This is a genomic window from Achromobacter sp. ACM05, from assembly GCF_019218915.1.
Lineage (GTDB): Bacteria > Pseudomonadota > Gammaproteobacteria > Burkholderiales > Burkholderiaceae_B > Achromobacter > Achromobacter animicus.
On sequence record NZ_JAHUWQ010000001.1, the window covers coordinates 1,968,055 to 1,987,130 of the forward strand.

Genomic DNA, 19,076 nt, shown 5'->3' on the forward strand with positions numbered 1-19,076 from the left:
TCAATTTGCATTCTGCTGGCTTTGCTAGGAGGGTTGTGTGGAAGTCTGGTAATTTGGGGTTCGCTGACGCCTACGGTGGTACTCCACTATGCGCAAGACGCTGCAGCGCCCGTGGTGGTTTACTTCAACGATAATCATCGCCTCACAAGGGAAATCATTCATCCCGGGGAGTCAGTCAGATTTTCGACCACGATGTTTGCGTCGCCGGCGTCGTGGATTGAGGTCAGCACGCCATTCGTCAATCGCCGAAGCGTAGAGATTACGGGCAAGTTCAGTCGGGTGGATGTGTGCATCAGTGCACAAGCGCGGTTTAGCTCGCACACAAGGCATCAGTATTTCTCGCGCTTCACGTCGCCAAGTGAGCCATGCGGGGTTGCCGATCACGGGCGGTAGGAGGCCGACTGCTGTTCGCCAAATCGGAGCGCGACGGAATCGATTTCGATCCCGCAATCCAGGGATCCGTCCACCGCCATCACGGCAGGTCCCGCATTCATGTCTGCCGACGCACCGGAACCTCCCACAACTTCTCCGGCGCAAAATCCGCCTGTTCCCCCTTCTTCGCATACCCCCGCGGATTCGCAATCACCCGGCAGCCGTCCTTCACGTAATCCTGCGCGCAATGCAGATGCCCGTGAATCCACACGTCGGCCAGCGGCAGCAATCCATCCAGCGCGTTGCAAAATCCCGCCGTGCCGGGCGTGACGCCATAGCGCGGATCGGCGCTAGCCAACGTAGGCGCAAAGTGGGTGACCGCCACCGTCGTGCCGTCGAAGGGCACGCGCAGGGCGGCGTCCAGCCATTGTTGACAGGCCAGCCCCTGCTCGCGCATCTGTTCAGCCATGAAGGGCGCGCCATGGCGGCGCATCTCGGCCTTTTCCAGATAAAAGTCCGCCGCTCGAAAAGCCTTGGCGCGCTTTTTCAGCGCTTCCCCCAGCGTGTCGTCCGGTGAGGCCAGCGCGTCGAAGTCCGTCCACAGGGTCGTGCCGACGAAGCGCACGCCGCCGATGACGGTGGTTTCGCGTTCCAGCCACTGGATGTCGAGCGCGCGGCACAGGTCTTGCAGGCGCGCGTGCGCCTCGTCGAAATCCACGTTGTCGTATTCGTGGTTGCCCGGCACGTACAGGACAGGCGTCGGCCAGCCGTGGCGCGGCGAATAGTCGCCCAGGCCGAAGTCGTCCCGTTCCAGCCGTGAGCCCTGGCGGTACGAACCGATGTCGCCCGCCAGCACGAGCAGGTCGGCGCCCGGCAACGGTTGTGCCACAAAGGTGGGATCGGTTTCAAGATGCAAGTCGGAAAGCAGTTGGATCTTCATGGGGGCTATCTTAGGCGACGGACAGCCGCGCTGCGCCTCGCCGGCATCCATGCGACACTTTCCCCCATGCGTTGACCACCCCAATCCCACCCAAAAAGGAGGAATTCCCATGCGTATCGTGTTTGCCGCCGCCGCGCTCCTGCTTGCAGCGGGGGCGCAGGCCCAAGTGCTCAAGTGTGACCAGGCGTCCACTCAGACCGACATGAACCTGTGCGCGGATCAGGCGTATCGCCAGTCCGACGCCGAGTTGAACGCTGCGTACAAAGAAGCGACGGAGCGCCTGAAGGACAGCAAGGACGCCTTGACGCAACTGCAGGCGGCGCAGAAAGCGTGGCTGTTCTTTCGCGATGCCGAATGCGCGTTTTCGTCGACAGGCGTGACGGGCGGCAGCGCCTATCCGATGGTGTTGAGCATGTGCCTGGATAAGCTCACGAAGGTCCGGACCAAGGAATTGCGCGCGTATCTGGCGTGCGAGGAAGGCGACACGAGCTGCCCGGTGCCGCGCAAGCCATGATTGCTGCCGCGCAGAATGCCGGACATCAGGCCAGCCCGGAAGTCGGCACTCCGGACGTCAGCAGTCCGAACACCAGCAACCCGGACATCGCCGACCCGGCCGCCGGCATCCCCGACACCGGCCTGATCATTGACGAGCATGGCAAGCCGCGTTGCTTCTGGCAGCCGTCCATGCCGGACTATCACGATCATGAATGGGGCCGGCCCGTCGTGGACGACCGGCGCCTGTTCGAGAAGATCTGTCTGGAAGGTTTTCAGGCCGGCATGGCGTGGATCACGATCCTGCGCAAGCGCGAGGCGTTTCGCGAGGCCTTTGACGATTTCGACATGGAGCGGGTGGCACGTTATACCGAGCGCGACGTGGAGCGCCTGATGGGCAACGCCGACATTGTGCGCAACCGTGCCAAGATCGTGTCGGCCATCAATAACGCGCAGCGCGCGCGCGATCTGGCCGACGAGACCGGGTCGCTGGCCGGCTGGCTCTGGTCGCATGAACCGCCGCCGCAGGACCGACCGGCGGCGGTGGATCGGCATTATTGGGACAGCAATCCCACATCCAAGGCGTCGAAAGAACTCTCTCGCGCGCTGAAGCGGCGCGGCTGGACGTTCGTGGGCCCGACGACCATGCATGCCTTCATGCAGGCCGTGGGCATGGTGAACGAGCACATGAGCGGTTGCGTCTGCCATGGGCAGATCGAGGCGGCGCGCGCGTACTTCCGGCGTCCGGGCTGACCCAATGCGCGGCAATGCAGGCGCTGGCCGCATCGCCGGCCTGCAAGTCCGCAAAGACGGGCTGCGTCAGAACCGTGTCAAACCACGCTGATGCGCAACTCGGCCAGCAGCGCCGCCGCCTGTGTCTTGGAGATCGTCGCGCCGGCCAGCCGGGCGGCCGCGGTCAGGTCCAACCCGCCAAGGTCCGCTTCCCGCAGGTCCGCGCCTTCGAAGTGGACGTTTTTCAACGTGGCATTGCGCAGGCTGCCGCCGTGAAACACCGTCTCGCGGAAGTCGCTTCCCGACAGGTCCGCGTCCGAGAAATCCAGCTGCAGCAGATTGCACTTGCGAAACGACACGCCGCGCAGCAGCGCGCCGACCAGCAGGCATTCCTCGAGCGACCAGCCCAGGCACGCAATGCCATCGAAATCCGATCCGGTCAGCTTGCACGACCGGAACTTGGCGCTGGCCAGCCGCGCGCGGCGCCAATTGGCGTTGTTCAGGTCGCAGTTCTGGAAGTGGGCCTCGCTGGCGTCCGCCGACGCAAAGTTGGCCGACCCGCCGCGGCAGCGTAGCCATTGGCTGTCAGTCAGATCCGCGCCCTGGAACGAGGCGCCCGCAATCGCGCAGCCGCTGAACTGGAAGCCGCGCAGTTCCAGGCGCGAAAAGTCTGCCTCCTGAAAGTCGCAGTCCACGAACGACAGCGCCTTGCCTGCCGCCGTCTCGATGAGGGCCTGCATGGCCTTGCGATCGATGTCCTGGCCCTCGATCGGCGCAGTAACGGGTTGCGTCATGCGGATCAGGCCAGGGCGTCGGACTGCAGACGGCCCAGGATGAACCCGTCGACGGCGCTCGTGCGGCCGCGCCACAGCGTCGGCTGGCCGGCGATGGGCGTGCCGTCGGCGGTGAAGAACAGGGCGTCCGCCAGGTGAATGTAGTTGGGCAGCGGATCGACGGGCTGGGGCAGGCGGAACACGTCGCCCAGTTCGGCCAGCGAGGCGTGTACGGTCTGGCGCGTGTCGGGGTCCAGCGATTCCAGCGAGCCCGAGAAGCTGGCCGCGAAGGTGTCGAAGTACTCGGCGCCCGAGACGATCGAGCCGGAGACCAGCATGCCGCCCATCTGCAACGTCACGCCAATGCTTTCGATCTGGCTGCCGTTGTTGACGAGGTTGACCAGGAACTGCAGGAAGGCGTCTGCGGCGGGCGTGGCGGCAGCGGGCTGGCTCGAAGGGGTGTCGATGCTCATGAGAAGGGTCTCTGGAAGATTTGCGAGAGGCACAAGATACTCGAAGGGCGCTAAAAATGGTCGGACCGCAATCCGCAGAGAAACGGGCGGTTCGGGCGGCTGACCCAGTTTTCCGGCTGCGCGGTCGGGGAGTATGTTGGCACCCTGACCGCCAATCCCTCTGGAGCATCCATGAGCAGCGTGAATTTCCTGGGTATGAATGCCGCCGCCGGCCAGTCCGCGCCGGCCGCCAAAAATGCCAACGCCAACGCCGGCGAAAGCTTCCGCGCGGCGTTTGCCGATGCCACCGAGCGCAATCGTTCTGCCATGGGCCAAGGCGTGTCCGGCGCCTCGCAGGCCGCGCCGTCGCAGGCCGAAAAGGAATTCCTGGGCTACGCCGGCATGTCGCTCGAGGACAAGATGTTCTACGCGGCGCTGGCGAGCCTGGGCATTTCCAAGGAAGAATACGACGCCATGTCGGCCGCCGAACGCCTGGAAGTCGCCAAGAAGGTCGCCCTGGCGATGCAGCAATTGGCGAAGGCCGAGAACACGCAGGAAGTGCTCTGACGCGTTGACCGCCCGATGTGAAAAGGCCCGCTTGCGCGGGCCTTTTTTCCTTACCAGCCCCAGCAGGTGCCGGCCGCAGGCTTGCCGCAGGTGCGGTAGTTCACCGCGAACCACAGCTTGCCCGCGCCGCGCGGCGTGCCGTCGGACGTCTTGACGTCGTTGCGCGGCAGTTCTTCCAGCGTGTCGCGCGCCGTCTTGGTGGCCGAGCCGCTGGCGGCATTGGCTTCCAGGACGATGCGGCCAAGGCTGGCGGCGTCGCGGTCTTCGAACACGATAGCCGTGTCAGCCAACGCGCTCATCTTCACCGACGCATCGCGCACGGCGGCGGCGTAGCTGTCATTGGCCCCGGTGGGCAGGATGTCCTTGTTCAACGTGCTGACCGCCAGGATTTCCGCAGGCGTTGCCGGCGCCTGCATCTTGTATTGGTCCAGGCCCTGCAGCTGCCCGGCCGCCGCCTGGCGGCGCAGCCAGTCGCCCCACAGGAATTCCGCGAATTCAGGCAGGTTTCCGTTGCTGTAGGCGATGTCGCGCGTGAAATACACCAGGGAGCGGTAGCGGTCTTCCTGCATGCCGCCGGGCTCCTGCGCATTGGCGAGGCCGACGCGCGTGGGCAGCTGGTCGACGGTGATCGGCTGGTTCTGGCCGTCACGCAACCATGCCCGGCGCTCGTCGACCAGACGCTGCCAGAAGGCCGCCGCGGTCGGGAGGTCGCTGTAGTTGGCGTCGACCTTCACCCACACGGGGAGCTTCGGGCCGCCATCAGAGATCTCGCGCAGGGACGAGAACGTGTGGTGGCCGTCGGTCAGGTACAGGTTGCCGTCCCAGCCCACGATCACCGTCTTCAGGTTGGCCGTATTCGTGCCCGGCGCGTCCAGGCAGGTGAACGTTTCGGGCTTGTCCAGGCGCGCGGCGCGCGCCTCGGCGATGCTCTGGAACTTCTGCGCGCGCTCGGCGCCGCCCACGTCCTCGCAATAGTCGTCGAACTTCTTGCCGACGGTGCGGTTCAGGTAATCCAGTTGCAGAACTGGGTCGGCCGCCCAGGTGGCGCGGTCGAAGTCGCCTTGCCAGCGGCCGAGCTTGTAATAGATCTGGTCGTAGCCGATCGCGGCCTGGGTCGGATGCAGTTCCTCGATGCGGACCTGGATGACGTCGCCCGCCTTCTTCTGCAGATAGGCCGTGTTGCGCGGAGGCGATTGGGGTTCGGGTTCCGGTTCCGGTTGCGGTTGCGGCGTGGGCTGCGGCGCCGGGGTTTCAGCGACGGGCGGCTGGACGCCGTCATCGTCATCATCGCCGCCGCCATTGCAGGCAGCCAGGGCCAGCGGCAACAAAGCCAGGGCCAGGGCGCGCATCAGGCGCGACGGACGGAAAAGGGGAGAAAGCGCGGATTCGGTACGGGAGGGCATGGCAGTTCTTGGGGGCTGCGATCAGTAAGGGAGGCCGATCATGCCGGACGCGTGTTTCCTGCGCATTGCACGTCACCGAGAACCTGACCGAGCATAGGCCGCGCGCGCGGCCGGGGGCAAGGAGATAATGGCAGCGCGTCCGGCACCGGACCGGGCGTCAAGCAGACACATACCAAGGAGGCTGCCGGCAATGGCTTACATCACATTCTGGCGCGTCTGCGTCGTACTGACGCTGAGCGCGATCGGTTTTGGCGCCGCCGCGGAAGACCGCGCCGCGAACGCGCGCGGCCCCCAACTGCTGGAGGCGTCCGGCAAGGGCGATGCGGCGCGCGTGCGCCAATTGCTGGCAGAGGGCGCGCCGATCGAGGCGCGGGACGGGCAGGGCAATACGCCGCTGCTGCGCGCCACGCAAGGCAACCACGTACAGGCCGCGGCGGCGCTGATCGGCGCCGGCGCAAACGTGAACGCCCAGAACGGCATGCAGGACAGCGCATACCTGCTGGCGGGCGCGCAGGGCTATCGAGAGATATTGGAGCTGACGCTGTCGCATGGCGCCGACCTGAAAAGCACCAACCGCTATGGCGGCACGGCCCTGATTCCGGCGTGCGAGCGCGGCCACGTCGAGGTCGTGAAGCGGCTGCTGCAGGCGGGCGTGGATCCCAACCACGTCAACCGGCTAGGCTGGACGGGGCTGCTCGAGGCCATCATCCTGAGCGACGGCGGACCGCGCCATCAGGCCATCGTGGCGCTGCTGATAGAGGGGGGAGCGGACGTGAATCTGCCCGACAAGGATGGGCTTACGCCATTGCAGCACGCGCGTCAGCGCGGCCAGACGGAAATCGTGCAGATGCTGGAGCGCGCCCGGGCGCGGTAGCGACCCGGGCGGCAGGATGGGCCGGCGCCGCGGGGCGGCCGGCCCGGCACACGCTTAGAACTGGTGGCGGATGCCCACGCCAGCGGCGGTGCTCTTCAGACCGTCGATGAACGCGTAGTCCGTGCCGTACGAACCGTAGGCGTACAGGTTGGTGCGCTTGGACAGGTCGTAGGTGTAGCCCACGCTGTACACATTCATGTTGGCGTCGCCGCCCGTCAGCTTGTCGTTGGACGGAGCCACGTGCTGCCACGAGGTGAACAGGCTGCCCGAGGCGCCCACCGGGAACGTCGCGCCCAGCATGTAGGAATTGGCCTTGAAGCCGTCCACGAAGCGGTTGGTGCCGAACTCATCGCTGAACGGCGTGCCCGACGGCAGATCCTGGCCGACGAACCAGCCGTCGGTGGTGCGGCCGTAAGCGGCAGCCAGCTTCACCACTTCCAGGTCGTACGAAGCGCCGACGGCGTATTGGCGCGGCGTGGCGCCGTTGTCGACGGTGCTGCGGTTGGCGCCGTTCAGCTGGTCGTACGTCAGCGTCACGTTCAAGGGACCCTGCACATAGCGCAGGCCGGTGGTGATGCCGCGCGTGTTGTCGGCGGTCTGGAAGCCGGTCTGGTCCGAGGTGGTGTCGTCCACGCTGAACGAGTAGCCCACGGCGAATTCAAAGCCGTTCACCGACGGGGTGCGGTACATGACCATGTTGTCCCAGCGCATGGTGTTGGCCGCGCTGAAACCCAGGCCCAGGTTGGATTGGGTGTAGCTGGTGTAGAAGGGGTCGATGTCGGCCAGGTAGTTCGAGCCGACCGTGGCCTGACGGCCGAATTCCAGCGAGCCCCAGGCGTCGTTGGCCAGACCGATGGTGGCTTGGCGGCCGAACAGGCGGCCGGATTGGCCGCGCTGGCCGTTGGCCGAATCAAAGCCGCTTTCCAGCTTGAAGACGGCGCGCAGGCCGTCGCCCAGATCTTCGGATCCGCGCAGGCCCCAGCGGGAGCCGGCCTGGATGCCGTTGATCATGCCGACTTTGGAACCACTGTAGCCATCGCCTTTGATCTTGTTGTAGCCGAGGCCGGTGTCGATGACACCGTAGAGGGTGACTGACGGTTCTGCCTGGGCAACGCCTGCGAAAGAGGCCAGCATTGCCGCGGCGAGCAGCGTCTTTTTCATCCGGAAAACTCCTGAGTTGCAGTTGAAGAAAAAGCAAAAGGAACACGACGCCAAGCATCAACCCGACGGTGTTCCTCGGCGCATAGTGTAGAACAATGCGTTAATTGTCGTTATCCACCGTCAATTCTTGCCAAAATTCGAACACTTTCTAGTGGGGCGTTCAGGTGCTTTTTCTGGAACGAAGCCGAGCGAATTGACCTTGCGGCGTCATAGTGGCATCTTGCCCAAAACCTCAATCACGGAACCCGCTCCTTGGACTTTCCCCAACCGCTCGTCACCGTCGACGCCGTCCTTCTTACCCTGCGCGAATCCGGCCTGGAAGTCGCGTTGCATCAGCGCGACCGCGAGCCGCTTCAGGGCGCCATGGCGCTGCCGGGTGGCGTGGTGCACGCCAACGAAGACACGTCCACCGAAGACAGCATCCGGCGTGTATTGCGCGACAAGACCGGCTTCGAGCCGCGCTACCTGGAGCAATTGCAGGTGTTTTCCGGTCAGGATCGGGATCCCCGGGGATGGTCGATGTCGGTCGCCTATGTGGCGCTGGTGCCCGCCGCCGAACTGGCAGCCGCCACCCGCGCGGAATTCCGTTTTGTCAGTGTGGACGCCTTGCCGCCGCTGGCGTTCGACCATGCGGACATCATCACTGCCGCCGTGGACCGCCTTCGCAGCAAATCCACGTACTCCACGCTGCCGTTTTTCCTGCTGCCCGAGCGCTTCACGCTGACCCAACTGCAACACACCTACGAGGCGATCCTGCAGACCCGGCTCGAGAAGTCGAACTTCCGCAGGAAGATGGAAGCGTGGGGGGCGCTGGAGGCAACCGACGAAGTGGTCGGGGGCGCGCAGCGTCCGGCGCGTCTTTACCGGTTGAAGGATTTCACCTTTTTCGACCGGAGCGTCGGCTGATTCGACGGGACGAGCCTTTTGCAACGCAAAGATAGTTGCAAAACAACAATAAGTAGGCATATACTGGCCTCACTTAGTTTTGAAATGCCACTAAGGGGCCATCATGTTCACCATCACTGCGGTAATCGAAGGACAGCGCAAGACCGATACGCCAGCCGCGTTCCGGTTTCCCGGCGGCGAAATGCAGGTCACCATTCCCGCCGGCTTGCGTGAACAGGCCGACGCCGCCCGCGAATTCCGCATCCACGCCTTGCTGAAGTCGGCCGACGACGTCATGCAGTTGCTGCTGCTGACCGACGCGCTGCGCCGCCTGAACCCGGCCGCGCCCGTGCACCTGGACATGCCCTATGTGCCGTATGCGCGCCAGGACCGCGTCTGCAATCCGGGCGAGGCGCTGGGCGCCGCCGTGTTCTGCAAGCTCATCAATGACCAGCAGTACGCCACGGTCACCATCGTGGAACCGCACAGCGACGTCACGCCAGCGCTGTTGCAGCGGGTGCGGGTGATCGACGCCGCCGCCTTCCTGAAGAAAGCGCTGGCCGCCCCGGCCTTTGCCCAGGGCGTCACACTGATGGCCCCGGACGCCGGCGCCCGCAAACGGGTGCAGTCGCTGGCCAAAACGCTGGGCGTGGCGGACGTGCGCTACGCGGAAAAGGTCCGCGACCCGCAGACCGGCCGCATCACGGAAACCCGCGTGCCCGACGATATCCCCGCCCAACCGGTACTGGTGGTCGACGACATCTGCGACGGCGGACGCACGTTTCTGGAACTGGCCGCCGCCCTGGCCGACAAGACCCGCCAGCCGCTCTATCTGTATGTGACGCACGGCATCTTCAGCAAGGGCTTGACCGAACTGAAGGCGCGATACGCCGGGATTTTCACCGCCTACGACTGGACCCGTACCGAAGAGGCGGCCGCGACCGCCGCCGGTGCGGTGCTGGTCAACTAAGCATGCAGATCAACCAAGAACACAGATCAACCAAGAAGGAACCCGCCATGAATGCCCCCAACACCCTGGCCCCCCAGCTCAAGAATGGCCTGAATCCCTTCCTGCAGGCGGACTTCTACAAGACCGGCCACCCGTTCCAGTACCCCAAGGGCACGAACAAGATCCTGGCCAACTTCACGCCGCGCTCGGCCCGCCTGGCGCCGGTGTTGCCCGAATTGTTCGACGAGAAAATCGTCTGGTTCGGCCTGCAAGGATTCATCAAGGAAATCCTGATCGGCCTGTTCAACCGCGAGTTCTTCGGTAAGCCCGCCAGCACCGCCGTGCGCCAGTACCAGCGCCGTGTGGACAACGCGCTGGGCAAGGGCGCGGTCACGGTCGATCACCTGCAGGCGCTGCACGACCTGGGTTATCTGCCGCTGGAGATCCGCTCGGTGCCTGAAGGCGCGCGCGTCGACATCCGCGTGCCGCCGGTCACCTTCATCAACACCCAGCCGGAATTCGCCTGGCTGGTGACCTACATCGAAACCCTGTTCAGCTGCGAGTCCTGGAAGCCGTCCACGGTCGCCACCATCGCCTTCGAATACCGCAAGCTGCTGACGTACTTTGCGCAATTGACCGGCAGTCCGATGGCGTTCGTGGACTGGCAGGGCCACGACTTCTCGATGCGCGGCATGGCCGGCCTGTACGACGCGCGCAAGTGCGGCGCGGGTCACCTGCTGTCCTTTACCGGCACGGACACGATCCCGGCCATCGACTACCTGGAAGACCTCTACAACGCGGATTCGGACCGCGAACTGATCGGCGGCTCGGTGCCGGCGACGGAGCACTCCGTGATGTGCCTGGGCAGCAAGGAAGGCGAGATCGAGACCATCCGCCGCCTGGTCAAGCAGGTGTATCCGGCCGGCATCGTGTCGGTGGTGTCTGACACCTGGGACTTCTGGCAGGTGGTGACGGACTTCGCCGCGGCGCTCAAGTCCGAGATCATGAGCCGCCAGCCGGATGCGTTGGGCAACGCGAAGGTGGTGTTCCGTCCGGACTCCGGCGACCCCGTGAAGATCCTGACCGGCTATTTCTGCACCGACGTGCCGGACGTGCAGGACCGCGCCGCCCTGCAAGCGGCGCAGGCCGCCGGCTTCGAGGCCGTGCGGGATGCGGCCACGGGCACGTACTGGCTCCTGGGCGAAGACGCCAGCGCGCAGCAGACGCTGCGCGCGCCGGAGGTGAAGGGCGCGGTGCAATGCCTGTGGGACACGTTCGGCGGCGTAGAGACCGATCGCGGCTACAAGCTGCTGGATCCGCACGTGGGCCTGATCTACGGCGACTCCATCACGCTGACCCGGGCGCGCGACATCCTGGTGCGCCTGGAACGCAAGGGCTTTGCGTCGGGCAACGTCGTGCTCGGCATCGGGTCGTACACCTATCAGTACCTGACTCGCGACACCTTCGGCTGGGCGCTGAAGGCCACGTATGCCGAGGTCAACGGCGAACCGCAGGAACTGGTGAAGGACCCGGTCACCGATTCCGGCGTGAAGAAGTCCGCCAAGGGCTTGCTGCGTGTGGACAAGACGCCGGACGGCTACGTGCTGCACGACCAGCAGACCCCCGAGCAGGCGGCGGGTGGCGCGCTGGTGCCTGTGTTCCGCGACGGCGAACTGCTGGTGGAACAAAGCCTGGCCGAGATCCGGGCGCGGCTGCAGGGATCGTGGACCTGCCCTGAAGCGGGCAGCATCCGCTGGCCGGCCTGCTGATCCCGCCGGCATTCGCCAGTCTTTGCCGGCAGATCAGACGACAACGGCGCCCTTGCGGGCGCCGTTTCTCATACGTGGCGGCGAATCAGTCCGGCCGGCGTGCGCGCTTTTCCTCGCGCACGAAGATCACCACGCCCACGATCACCATCAGCGCCAGCGCATACCAGGTGATGGCGTACGTCAGATGGTTGTTGGGGAAGTTGATCATCGTAAGTCCGCCAACCGGCTCCCGGGCGGCATCCTTGCCGGGGCTGGACGTGGCGTCGGCGTCGATGAAGTAGGGCGCCACGTCGGCAAGTCCGCGCGCCGCCGCGATGCCGGGCAGATCGCGCGAATACCAGAGGTTGGCGGCCGGATCGTTGTTGCGCAGAAAGCCGCTGGCCGGTTCGCCCATTCGCAGCAGGCCCGTGACCTGGCCCGGCGCCGGCGGCTGGGCGCTGTTGGCTGCGTCCTTGCGCCATGCCGGCAGCACGAAGCCCCGGTTCACCAGCACGGTGCCGCCGTCCGCCAGCTGCAGCGGCGTCATGACCCAATAGCCGCTGCCCAGTTCCGTGGCGGCCTGCACCAGCGTCTGCTTGTCGAAGTGGTAGGTGCCGGATGCGGTAACGTGGCGGTATTCGGCGTTGTCCTGCGTCAGCTGCGCCCATTCGTTCTTGCCGGGGGCGGGCGTGGCCGGCGCATGGGCGCGCTGATCCACCTGCGCGATCAGCGCGCGCTTCCAGGCCAGCCGGTGCACCTGCCAGGTGCCCAGCGCGCAAAGCCCGGCGAAGATGGCAACAGCCAGCAACCCCAGGATGACCAGGGTTGCCTTGCTGCGCGGATTACGGGAGGTGTCGCGTGAAGAAATGTCTTTGACTGCTGCCATCAGGGCATCTTGCGCATGTCATGCGGTGACATGGGCATCATGTTGGAGTTCAAGTGGTACATGATCCAGATGGATCCGCTGAGCGTGATGACGACCAGCACGAGCGTGAATATTAACGCCAACATGTTCCACCCGCTTTCGGACTTGGTGTCCAGGTGCAGGAAATAGATGATGTGGACCACGATCTGAACGACGGCAAAGGCCAGGATCACCAGGCCGGTGACCCGCGAGCTGTCGATGACGAGGTCCATGACCAGCCAGAACGGAATCGCGGTCAGGATGGCGGCCAGCACGAAGCCGGTCATGTAGCTTTTGAAGGTGCCGTGGCCGGCGCCGTCGTCATCGTCATGGTGGCCATCGTGATGATCGTGGCCGCTATGGCCACCGTGGCCGCCGTGGCCGGTGTCGGCCAGGTTATCCATGTGCGACGTCATGGCAGCACTCCCATCAGATACACGAACGTGAACACGCCCACCCAGATCAGGTCCAGGAAGTGCCAGAACATCGACAGGCACATCAGGCGGCGGCGGTTTTCGGGGATCAGCCCATGCAGGCGCACCTGCAGCATCAACGTCACCAGCCACACGATGCCGAACGTGACGTGCAGCCCGTGCGTGCCGACTAGCGTGAAGAACGCCGACAGGAAGGCGCTGCGCTGGGGACCCGCGCCCTGGTGGATCAGGTGCCAGAACTCGTAGATTTCCAGCGACAGAAAGCCCAGGCCCAGGATGCCGGTGACGGCAAGCCACAACTGCGTGGCGCCGATGCGGTTGCGCCGCATCTCCAGCATCGCGAACCCGTAGGTGATGGACGACAGGAGCAGCAGCGACGTGTTCACCGCGACGAGCGGCAGGTCGAACAGGTCGGCGCCGGATGGGCCGGCCGCGAAGCTTCGGCCCAGCACGCCGTAGACCGCGAACAGGCACGCAAAGATGAGGCAGTCGCTCATCAGGTAGACCCAGAACCCAAGCAGCGTGCCGTTCTTGGGATGGTGTTCGCCAGGAACGTAAAAGACCGGTTCCTGGGACGACGGTGCGGCGCCGCCGGGCATGGGGTGGGCGAGGGTATCAGACATGTTGCGCTAGCAGCCTTGTGCGGGCGTCTTCCGTGGCGACGACCTCAGCGGCCGGCACGTAGTAGTCGCGCTTGTAGTTGAAGGTATGGATGATCGACACGAGGATCAGCGCTGCGAACGACAGCACCACCAGCGGCCACATGTGCCAGATCAGCGCAAAGCCCAGCACCACGCTGATCCCCGCCAGGACGATGCCCGCCCAGGTGTTCTTCGGCATGTGGATCGGAATGAAGCCCTGTTGCGGACGCTGGTAGCCGTGCTGCTTCATCTGCCACCAGGCGTCCAGGTCGTGCACGCGCGGCGTGAACGCAAAGTTATACACGGGCGGGGGCGACGAGGTAGACCATTCCAGCGTGCGGCCATCCCACGGATCGCCCGTGGTGTCGCGCAACTGATCGCGGCGGCGGTAGCTGACCACGAGCTGGATGATGAAGCTGGCGATGCCGCATGCGATCAGCAGCGCGCCGAAGGCCGCGATCTGGAACCAGATCTGCAGCGACATGTCTTCAAAGTGATTCACGCGGCGCGTCACGCCCATCAGGCCCAGCACGTACAGCGGCATGAAGGCCACGTAGAAGCCCACCAGCCAGAACCAGAACGAGCACTTGCCCCAGAACGGATCCAGCTTGTAGCCGAATGCCTTGGGGAACCAGTACGTGATGCCGGCCATCAGCCCGAACAGCACGCCGCCGATGATCACGTTGTGAAAGTGCGCGATCAGGAACAGGCTGTTGTGCAGCGCGAAGTCGGCGGGCGGAACCGCCAGCAGCACGCCCGTCATGCCGCCGATCACGAACGTCACCATGAATCCCAGCGTCCAGAGCATCGGGACTTCAAAGCGGATGCGCCCGCGATACATCGTGAATAGCCAGTTGAAGATCTTGGCGCCTGTCGGGATCGAGATGATCATTGTCGTGATCCCGAAGAACGAGTTCACGCTGGCCCCGGACCCCATGGTGAAGAAGTGGTGCAGCCACACCAGGTACGACAACACGGTGATCACGACCGTGGCGTACACCATGGACGCATAACCGAACAGGCGTTTGCGGCAGTACGTGGACACCACTTCGGAAAAGATGCCGAAGGCCGGCAGGATCAGGATGTAGACCTCGGGGTGGCCCCAGATCCAGATCAGGTTCACGTACATCATGGCGTTGCCGCCAAAGTCCGCCGTGAAGAAGTTGGTGCCCACGTAGCGGTCCATCGACAGCAGCGCCAGCACCGCCGTCAGCACCGGGAACGCCGCCACGATCAGCACGTTGGTGCACAGCGCGGTCCACGTGAAGATGGGCATGCGCATCATCTTCATGCCGGGCGCGCGCATCTTCACGATGGTGACCAGCAGGTTCACCCCCGATAGCAGTGTTCCCACGCCCGCTATCTGCAAGGCCCATATGTAGTAATCGACCCCGACGTCCGGACTGTGCAGGATGCCTGATAAGGGTGGATACGCCAGCCAGCCGGTGCGGGCGAATTCCCCCACGAACAGCGACATCATCACCAGGATCACGCCGCCCGCGGTCATCCAGAAGCTGAAGTTGTTCAGGAACGGAAACGCCACGTCGCGCGCGCCGATCTGCAGCGGCACGATGAAATTCATCAGCCCCGTGACCAGCGGCATGGCCACGAAGAAGATCATGATGACGCCGTGCGCCGTGAAGATCTGATCGTAGTGGTGCGGGGGCAGGAAGCCGGTGGAGTCGCCGAAGGCCACGGCTTGCTGCGAACGCATCATGATGGCGTCGGCAAAGCCGCGCAGCAGCATGACGATGCCCAGGATCACGTACATGATCCCGATCTTCTTGTGGTCGATGCTGGTGAACCATTCGCGCCACAGGTAGCCCCACTGCTTGTAGTAAGTGACGGAGCCCAGCAGCACGATGCCGCCGGCCGCCACCACGAAGAAGGTGCCCAGCAGGATGGGGTCGTGAAAAGGAATGGCGTCCCAGGTAAGCCGGCCGAAGATCAGCTTGGTGAGGTCAGGTTGATCAGGCATCTCGATTCCAGCAAAAAAACCGCGTTTACATGGAGCACGTCGCGTGCCGAAAAACCTGCCGCGCTAGAGCACCAATCCTTCAGAGGCCGTGCACATGGCGCCGACATACTTGCGCGGCGGCGTTTCCGTAAGGCCCAGCTTCTCGCGCACTTGCGGGTCCAGGGTGGTGAGGTTGTGCGCGCCCGGTATGCCGGCGCCGCCCTGCGCGTCGATGGCCATCGCATCGCGCATGCACATGCGGTTGGGTTCGACGCAGCGGTTCACGATGGCGTCGAAAAGGCCGGGCGCAACGGTGGCGTAAAGCTGCACCGGGTTGCGCTCGCTGGGTTGTTCAAGCTTCAGGTAAGCGGCGCGGTCCAGCGTGGCCTGCGATTTCTGGGCCTGCGCGACCCAGTCGTCAAAGCCCTTCTGGTCCAGGCCATGGAAGCGGAAGCGCATGCCCGAAAAGCCCGAGCCGCTGTAGTTGGCGGACAGGCCTTCGTATTCACCGGGATGGTTGATGACGGCGTGCAGCGTGGTCTGCATGCCGGGCATGGCGTAGATCTGACCGGCCAGCGCGGGCACGAAGAACGAGTTCATGACCGACGACGACGTGATTTTGAACTGAATGGGACGGTCCACCGGCGCGGCCATCTCGTTGACGGCGGCCACGCCTTGCTCGGGATAGAGGAACAGCCACTTCCAGTCCAGCGCCACCACTTCGACGACCAGCGGCTTGGTGTTGGGCGGCACTTCGCGGCCTTCGGACAGGCGCGCCAGCGGCCGATAGGGATCAAGCTGGTGCGTGCTGACCCACGTGAGCGCGCCAAGCGCGATGATGATGAGCAGCGGGGCCGCCCAGATCAAAAGCTCCAGCATCGTGGAGTGGTTCCAGTCGGGGTCGTAGGCGGCTTCCTTGTTGCTGGCGCGATAGCGCCATGCGAACAGCAGCGTGAGGATGATGACCGGCACGATGATGATGAGCATCAAGCCGGTGGAGATGATGATCAAGTTGCGTTGTTGCACGGCCACGTCGCCCGATGGCGACAGCAGGACCGCATTGCACCCGGCGAGCAGCGGCAGGGCGGCAAACAGGATCAATCCGCGGAGCCTTGCGAAGGACGACATGGTCATACCCCGAAACGTAACCGTGCGAAGTAAACGAAACACTACGCTGGAAGCCGCGAAAAATCTAGGGTAAAAAGAGCAAAAGTATGCACGGGAACGCGTGCGGGGCAGTCATGGGCCAAAACGCTTGCGGCTTCCTGCATGATGCGCGTACCGTGGTGCTGGTGTGTTGCAAGATCGTAGACAAGGCGTATTCAGAACCTTCTTTTGCGAGCGAACCCATGTCGACCACCACGCAGTATCCTGGTCATCCCTCTCCCGGTTCCGGACCCGGGGCGATCAGCGGCGGCACCAGCCACGCCAAGGTGGCGCCCGGTGAAATCGCCGTGGGGGTGGTCGTCGGACGCGCCTCTGAATACTTCGATTTCTTCGTCTTCGGCATCGCGTGCGTGCTGGTTTTTCCGAAGGTGTTCTTTCCCTTCGAAGGCCAGCTGGAAGGCACGCTGTCAGCCTTCATCATCTTCTCCTTCGCCTTCATCATGCGTCCCATCGGCACCGCGCTGTCGATGGCGATCCAGCGCCGATGGGGCCGCGCAACCAAGCTGACCGTCGCCTTGTTCGTGCTGGGCACCGCGACCGTCGGCATGGCGTTTTTGCCCAGCTATGAATCGATCGGCGTGCATGCCATCACCTTGCTCGCGGTCTTCCGCTGTCTCCAGGGCCTGGCGTTTGGCGGCTCGTGGGACGGCCTGCCGTCGCTGCTGGCGCTGAACGCGCCGCCCAACCGGCGCGGCTGGTATTCGATGATGGGTCAGCTGGGCGCGCCTGTGGGATTTCTGGTGGCCAGCGCGCTGTTTCTCTATCTGCACATCACGCTGACGGAGGCGGACTTCATTGAATGGGGCTGGCGCTATCCGTTCTTCGTGGCGTTCGCCATCAACGTGGTGGCGCTGTTTGCGCGGCTGCGGCTGGTGGTGACCGAGGAATACACGCAGTTGCTCGAAGAAGGTGAACTCGAGCCCATCGGCATCCGCGAGATCATCAGCCAGCAAGGCTACAACCTCTTCATCGGCGCCTTCGCCGCGCTGGCCAGCTATGCGCTGTTTCACCTCGTCACGGTTTTTCCGCTGTCGTGGATCGCTGTCAGCGGCACGCAACAGATTTCGGATGTGCTGATCGTTCAGATCATCGGCGCGGTGATCGGCATCCTGGGTACGATCGCTTCCGGGTGGCTGGCTGATCGCATCGGACGCCGCACCACGTTGGGACTGCTGGCCATGCTGATCGGCGTGTTTGCGGTGGTGTCGCCCTGGCTGCTGGGCGGCGGGCCGAAGGCGCAGGATGCGTTCATCCTGATCGGGTTTGCGCTGCTGGGTCTGTCTTATGGGCAGGCATCCGGTACGGTCACTGCCAACTTCACGCGGCGGTTCCGTTATACCGGTGCGGCCTTGACGTCCGATATGGCGTGGCTGGTCGGCGCGGCGTTCGCACCGGTGGTGGCGCTGGGGCTGTCGGCGCGATTCGGGCTGGTGGCGGTCAGCGTGTACCTGTTGTCTGGCGTGGCGTGCACGTTGATTGCGCTGCGCATCAACAAGGTGCTTGAAACGCGCGATTGAATCCGGGGCAGTGGGTTGCTGCCCCGGTCTGACGTTCAGCCCACAAACCCCTCAAGCACGTTCGCGACGTTGATGCCCACGTCGGCGACCGCATAGCCGCCCTCCATCGTGAACACCGTAGGCAGGCCAAGGTCGGCCAGCATGCGGCCGACCTGCAGATAATCGGCGCTCTTCAATTTGAACTTGGATATCGGATCGCCTTCGTAGGTATCCACGCCCAGCGCAACGACCAGCGCATCGGCCTTGAACGTGCGCACCGCGTCCAGGCCTTGCTGCAAGGCCGCCGTCCATGCGGCAAAGTCGCTGCCGGCGGGTAGCGGCAGGTTCAAGTTGCAGCCCTGGCCCGCGCCGTCGCCGCGCTCGTCCGCGTATCCCAGGTAAAACGGATACTCGGTAGTCGGATCGCCATGGACCGACACGGTCAGCACGTCGCCGCGGTCGTAGAAGATGCTTTGCGTGCCGTTGCCGTGGTGATAGTCCACGTCCAGCACGGCAACGCGCTGCGCGCCGGCATCGCGCAGCGCCTGGGCCGCCAGCGCCGCATTGTTCAAAAAGCAGTAACCGCCAAAGAAGTCCGCGCCAGCATGATGGCCCGGCGGGCGCGTTAGCGCCATGGCGGCGCGCTGGCCCTGGCCTTGGGAAATGGCGCGCGCGGCGTCGATCGCGCAGGCCGCGCCCGCAGTCGCCGCTTCCCACGTGCCCGCCGTCAGCGGACAGCCGCTGTCGAACGAGAACAGCCCGACGCGCGCCGCGAAATTGGTGGGTTCGACGTCGTGCCGAAATCCGCGCACGGGCCAGATCGACGGCAGCACGTCCAGATCCGCGTTGGCCGGATCCAGCGCAACCCATTCGTTCCAGGCGCTTGCCAGAAAGTCCACGTAGCGCGGCGTGTGCACGCGCTTGATCAGATCCATGTCGGGCGCGGACGGCACGCGCAATTCACCGATGCCGCGCTGGCGCAGCGCGTCCAGCACGTATTCCAGCCTGGCCGGCGTTTCGTGGCAGGGAACCAGCTTGCCGCGGAACATCTCCTGGCGGCCGCTGTGTTTGTCGTGAACGGGATTGTGGAAGATCAGCACGATGGAAAGTCCTGGAAGGGTAGGGCAGG

General features: G+C 64.5%; 19 protein-coding genes. 8 read left to right on the top strand and 11 right to left on the bottom strand.

Annotated elements, in window-relative coordinates; translation table 11 throughout:
• Positions 1-490 precede the first annotated feature (490 nt).
• On the bottom strand, positions 491-1,312 hold the full coding sequence (locus KW836_RS08885; protein WP_218343019.1) for a metallophosphoesterase: 822 nt from the start codon (positions 1,310-1,312) through the stop codon (positions 491-493).
• Between the two features lie 109 nt (positions 1,313-1,421).
• On the opposite strand from KW836_RS08885, the gene KW836_RS08890 reads away from it, so the two are divergent.
• Both KW836_RS08890 and KW836_RS08895 read left to right on the top strand, forming a co-directional pair.
• A complete protein-coding gene (locus KW836_RS08890) occupies positions 1,422-1,826 on the top strand; it encodes a lysozyme inhibitor LprI family protein (RefSeq protein ID WP_175122735.1) in 405 nt (134 codons plus the stop codon).
• A 170-nt stretch (positions 1,827-1,996) separates the two neighbouring features.
• Complete coding sequence (locus KW836_RS08895; RefSeq protein ID WP_255595323.1) at positions 1,997-2,557, top strand: DNA-3-methyladenine glycosylase I; 561 nt, start codon at positions 1,997-1,999, stop codon at positions 2,555-2,557.
• 77 nt (positions 2,558-2,634) lie between these two features.
• Here KW836_RS08895 and KW836_RS08900 read toward each other — a convergent pair whose 3' ends face one another.
• Together KW836_RS08900 and gvpU are read right to left on the bottom strand one after the other, a co-directional pair.
• The gene (locus KW836_RS08900; RefSeq protein WP_175137651.1) at positions 2,635-3,330 is read right to left on the bottom strand and encodes a pentapeptide repeat-containing protein; all 696 of its coding nucleotides are present in this window, start codon (positions 3,328-3,330) and stop codon (positions 2,635-2,637) included.
• Positions 3,331-3,335: 5 nt separating this feature from the next.
• Entirely contained in the window at positions 3,336-3,782 is a 447-nt protein-coding gene (gene gvpU / locus KW836_RS08905; RefSeq protein ID WP_175137652.1) for a gas vesicle accessory protein GvpU, read from the bottom strand.
• A 171-nt stretch (positions 3,783-3,953) separates the two neighbouring features.
• On the opposite strand from gvpU, the gene KW836_RS08910 reads away from it, so the two are divergent.
• Positions 3,954-4,328: a hypothetical protein gene (locus KW836_RS08910; protein WP_218343021.1), complete on the top strand. Its 375-nt coding sequence runs from the start codon at positions 3,954-3,956 to the stop codon at positions 4,326-4,328.
• A 50-nt stretch (positions 4,329-4,378) separates the two neighbouring features.
• On the opposite strand, the gene KW836_RS08915 is transcribed toward KW836_RS08910, so the two are convergent.
• Positions 4,379-5,731: a ParB/Srx family N-terminal domain-containing protein gene (locus KW836_RS08915; protein WP_218343022.1), complete on the bottom strand. Its 1,353-nt coding sequence runs from the start codon at positions 5,729-5,731 to the stop codon at positions 4,379-4,381.
• Positions 5,732-5,921: 190 nt separating this feature from the next.
• On the opposite strand from KW836_RS08915, the gene KW836_RS08920 reads away from it, so the two are divergent.
• Positions 5,922-6,605, top strand: coding sequence for an ankyrin repeat domain-containing protein (locus KW836_RS08920; protein WP_218343023.1), 684 nt, complete (start codon positions 5,922-5,924; stop codon positions 6,603-6,605).
• Between the two features lie 54 nt (positions 6,606-6,659).
• Here the strand turns inward: KW836_RS08920 and KW836_RS08925 are convergent, their stop codons facing one another.
• The gene (locus tag KW836_RS08925) at positions 6,660-7,766 is read right to left on the bottom strand and encodes a porin (RefSeq protein ID WP_175122742.1); all 1,107 of its coding nucleotides are present in this window, start codon (positions 7,764-7,766) and stop codon (positions 6,660-6,662) included.
• 252 nt (positions 7,767-8,018) lie between these two features.
• Here KW836_RS08925 and KW836_RS08930 point away from each other — a divergent pair, with 252 nt between their 5' ends.
• From KW836_RS08930 to KW836_RS08940, 3 genes are all read left to right on the top strand, one after another.
• Complete coding sequence (locus tag KW836_RS08930; protein WP_218343024.1) at positions 8,019-8,672, top strand: NUDIX domain-containing protein; 654 nt, start codon at positions 8,019-8,021, stop codon at positions 8,670-8,672.
• Between the two features lie 103 nt (positions 8,673-8,775).
• Entirely contained in the window at positions 8,776-9,621 is an 846-nt protein-coding gene (prs, locus tag KW836_RS08935; RefSeq protein ID WP_218343025.1) for a ribose-phosphate diphosphokinase, read from the top strand.
• 47 nt (positions 9,622-9,668) lie between these two features.
• Positions 9,669-11,369: a nicotinate phosphoribosyltransferase gene (locus KW836_RS08940; RefSeq protein WP_218343026.1), complete on the top strand. Its 1,701-nt coding sequence runs from the start codon at positions 9,669-9,671 to the stop codon at positions 11,367-11,369.
• 85 nt (positions 11,370-11,454) lie between these two features.
• On the opposite strand, the gene KW836_RS08945 is transcribed toward KW836_RS08940, so the two are convergent.
• From KW836_RS08945 to cyoA, 5 genes are all read right to left on the bottom strand, one after another.
• Entirely contained in the window at positions 11,455-12,234 is a 780-nt protein-coding gene (locus KW836_RS08945; RefSeq protein WP_218343027.1) for an SURF1 family protein, read from the bottom strand.
• Positions 12,234-12,656 (bottom strand): cytochrome o ubiquinol oxidase subunit IV, encoded by a 423-nt coding sequence (gene cyoD / locus KW836_RS08950; RefSeq protein ID WP_370633014.1) that lies wholly within the window; start codon positions 12,654-12,656, stop codon positions 12,234-12,236. Before cyoD ends, KW836_RS08945 begins: the two co-directional genes overlap by 1 nt.
• An 8-nt stretch (positions 12,657-12,664) precedes the next feature.
• Positions 12,665-13,309 carry a cytochrome o ubiquinol oxidase subunit III gene (cyoC, locus tag KW836_RS08955; RefSeq protein ID WP_175137660.1) on the bottom strand — a complete coding sequence of 215 codons (645 nt, stop codon included), beginning with the start codon at positions 13,307-13,309 and terminating at the stop codon, positions 12,665-12,667.
• On the bottom strand, positions 13,302-15,305 hold the full coding sequence (gene cyoB, locus KW836_RS08960) for a cytochrome o ubiquinol oxidase subunit I (protein WP_218343028.1): 2,004 nt from the start codon (positions 15,303-15,305) through the stop codon (positions 13,302-13,304). The genes cyoC and cyoB overlap by 8 nt, the downstream gene beginning before the upstream one ends.
• A gap of 63 nt (positions 15,306-15,368) precedes the next feature.
• Positions 15,369-16,412, bottom strand: a complete 1,044-nt coding sequence (gene cyoA / locus KW836_RS08965; RefSeq protein WP_105241679.1) for a ubiquinol oxidase subunit II — start codon at positions 16,410-16,412, stop codon at positions 15,369-15,371.
• A gap of 221 nt (positions 16,413-16,633) precedes the next feature.
• Between cyoA and KW836_RS08970 the strand changes: the two genes are divergently transcribed.
• Entirely contained in the window at positions 16,634-17,968 is a 1,335-nt protein-coding gene (locus tag KW836_RS08970; RefSeq protein WP_175122748.1) for an MFS transporter, read from the top strand.
• Between the two features lie 35 nt (positions 17,969-18,003).
• Here KW836_RS08970 and KW836_RS08975 read toward each other — a convergent pair whose 3' ends face one another.
• Positions 18,004-19,047, bottom strand: coding sequence for a histone deacetylase family protein (locus KW836_RS08975; RefSeq protein WP_218343029.1), 1,044 nt, complete (start codon positions 19,045-19,047; stop codon positions 18,004-18,006).
• Positions 19,048-19,076 lie beyond the last annotated feature (29 nt).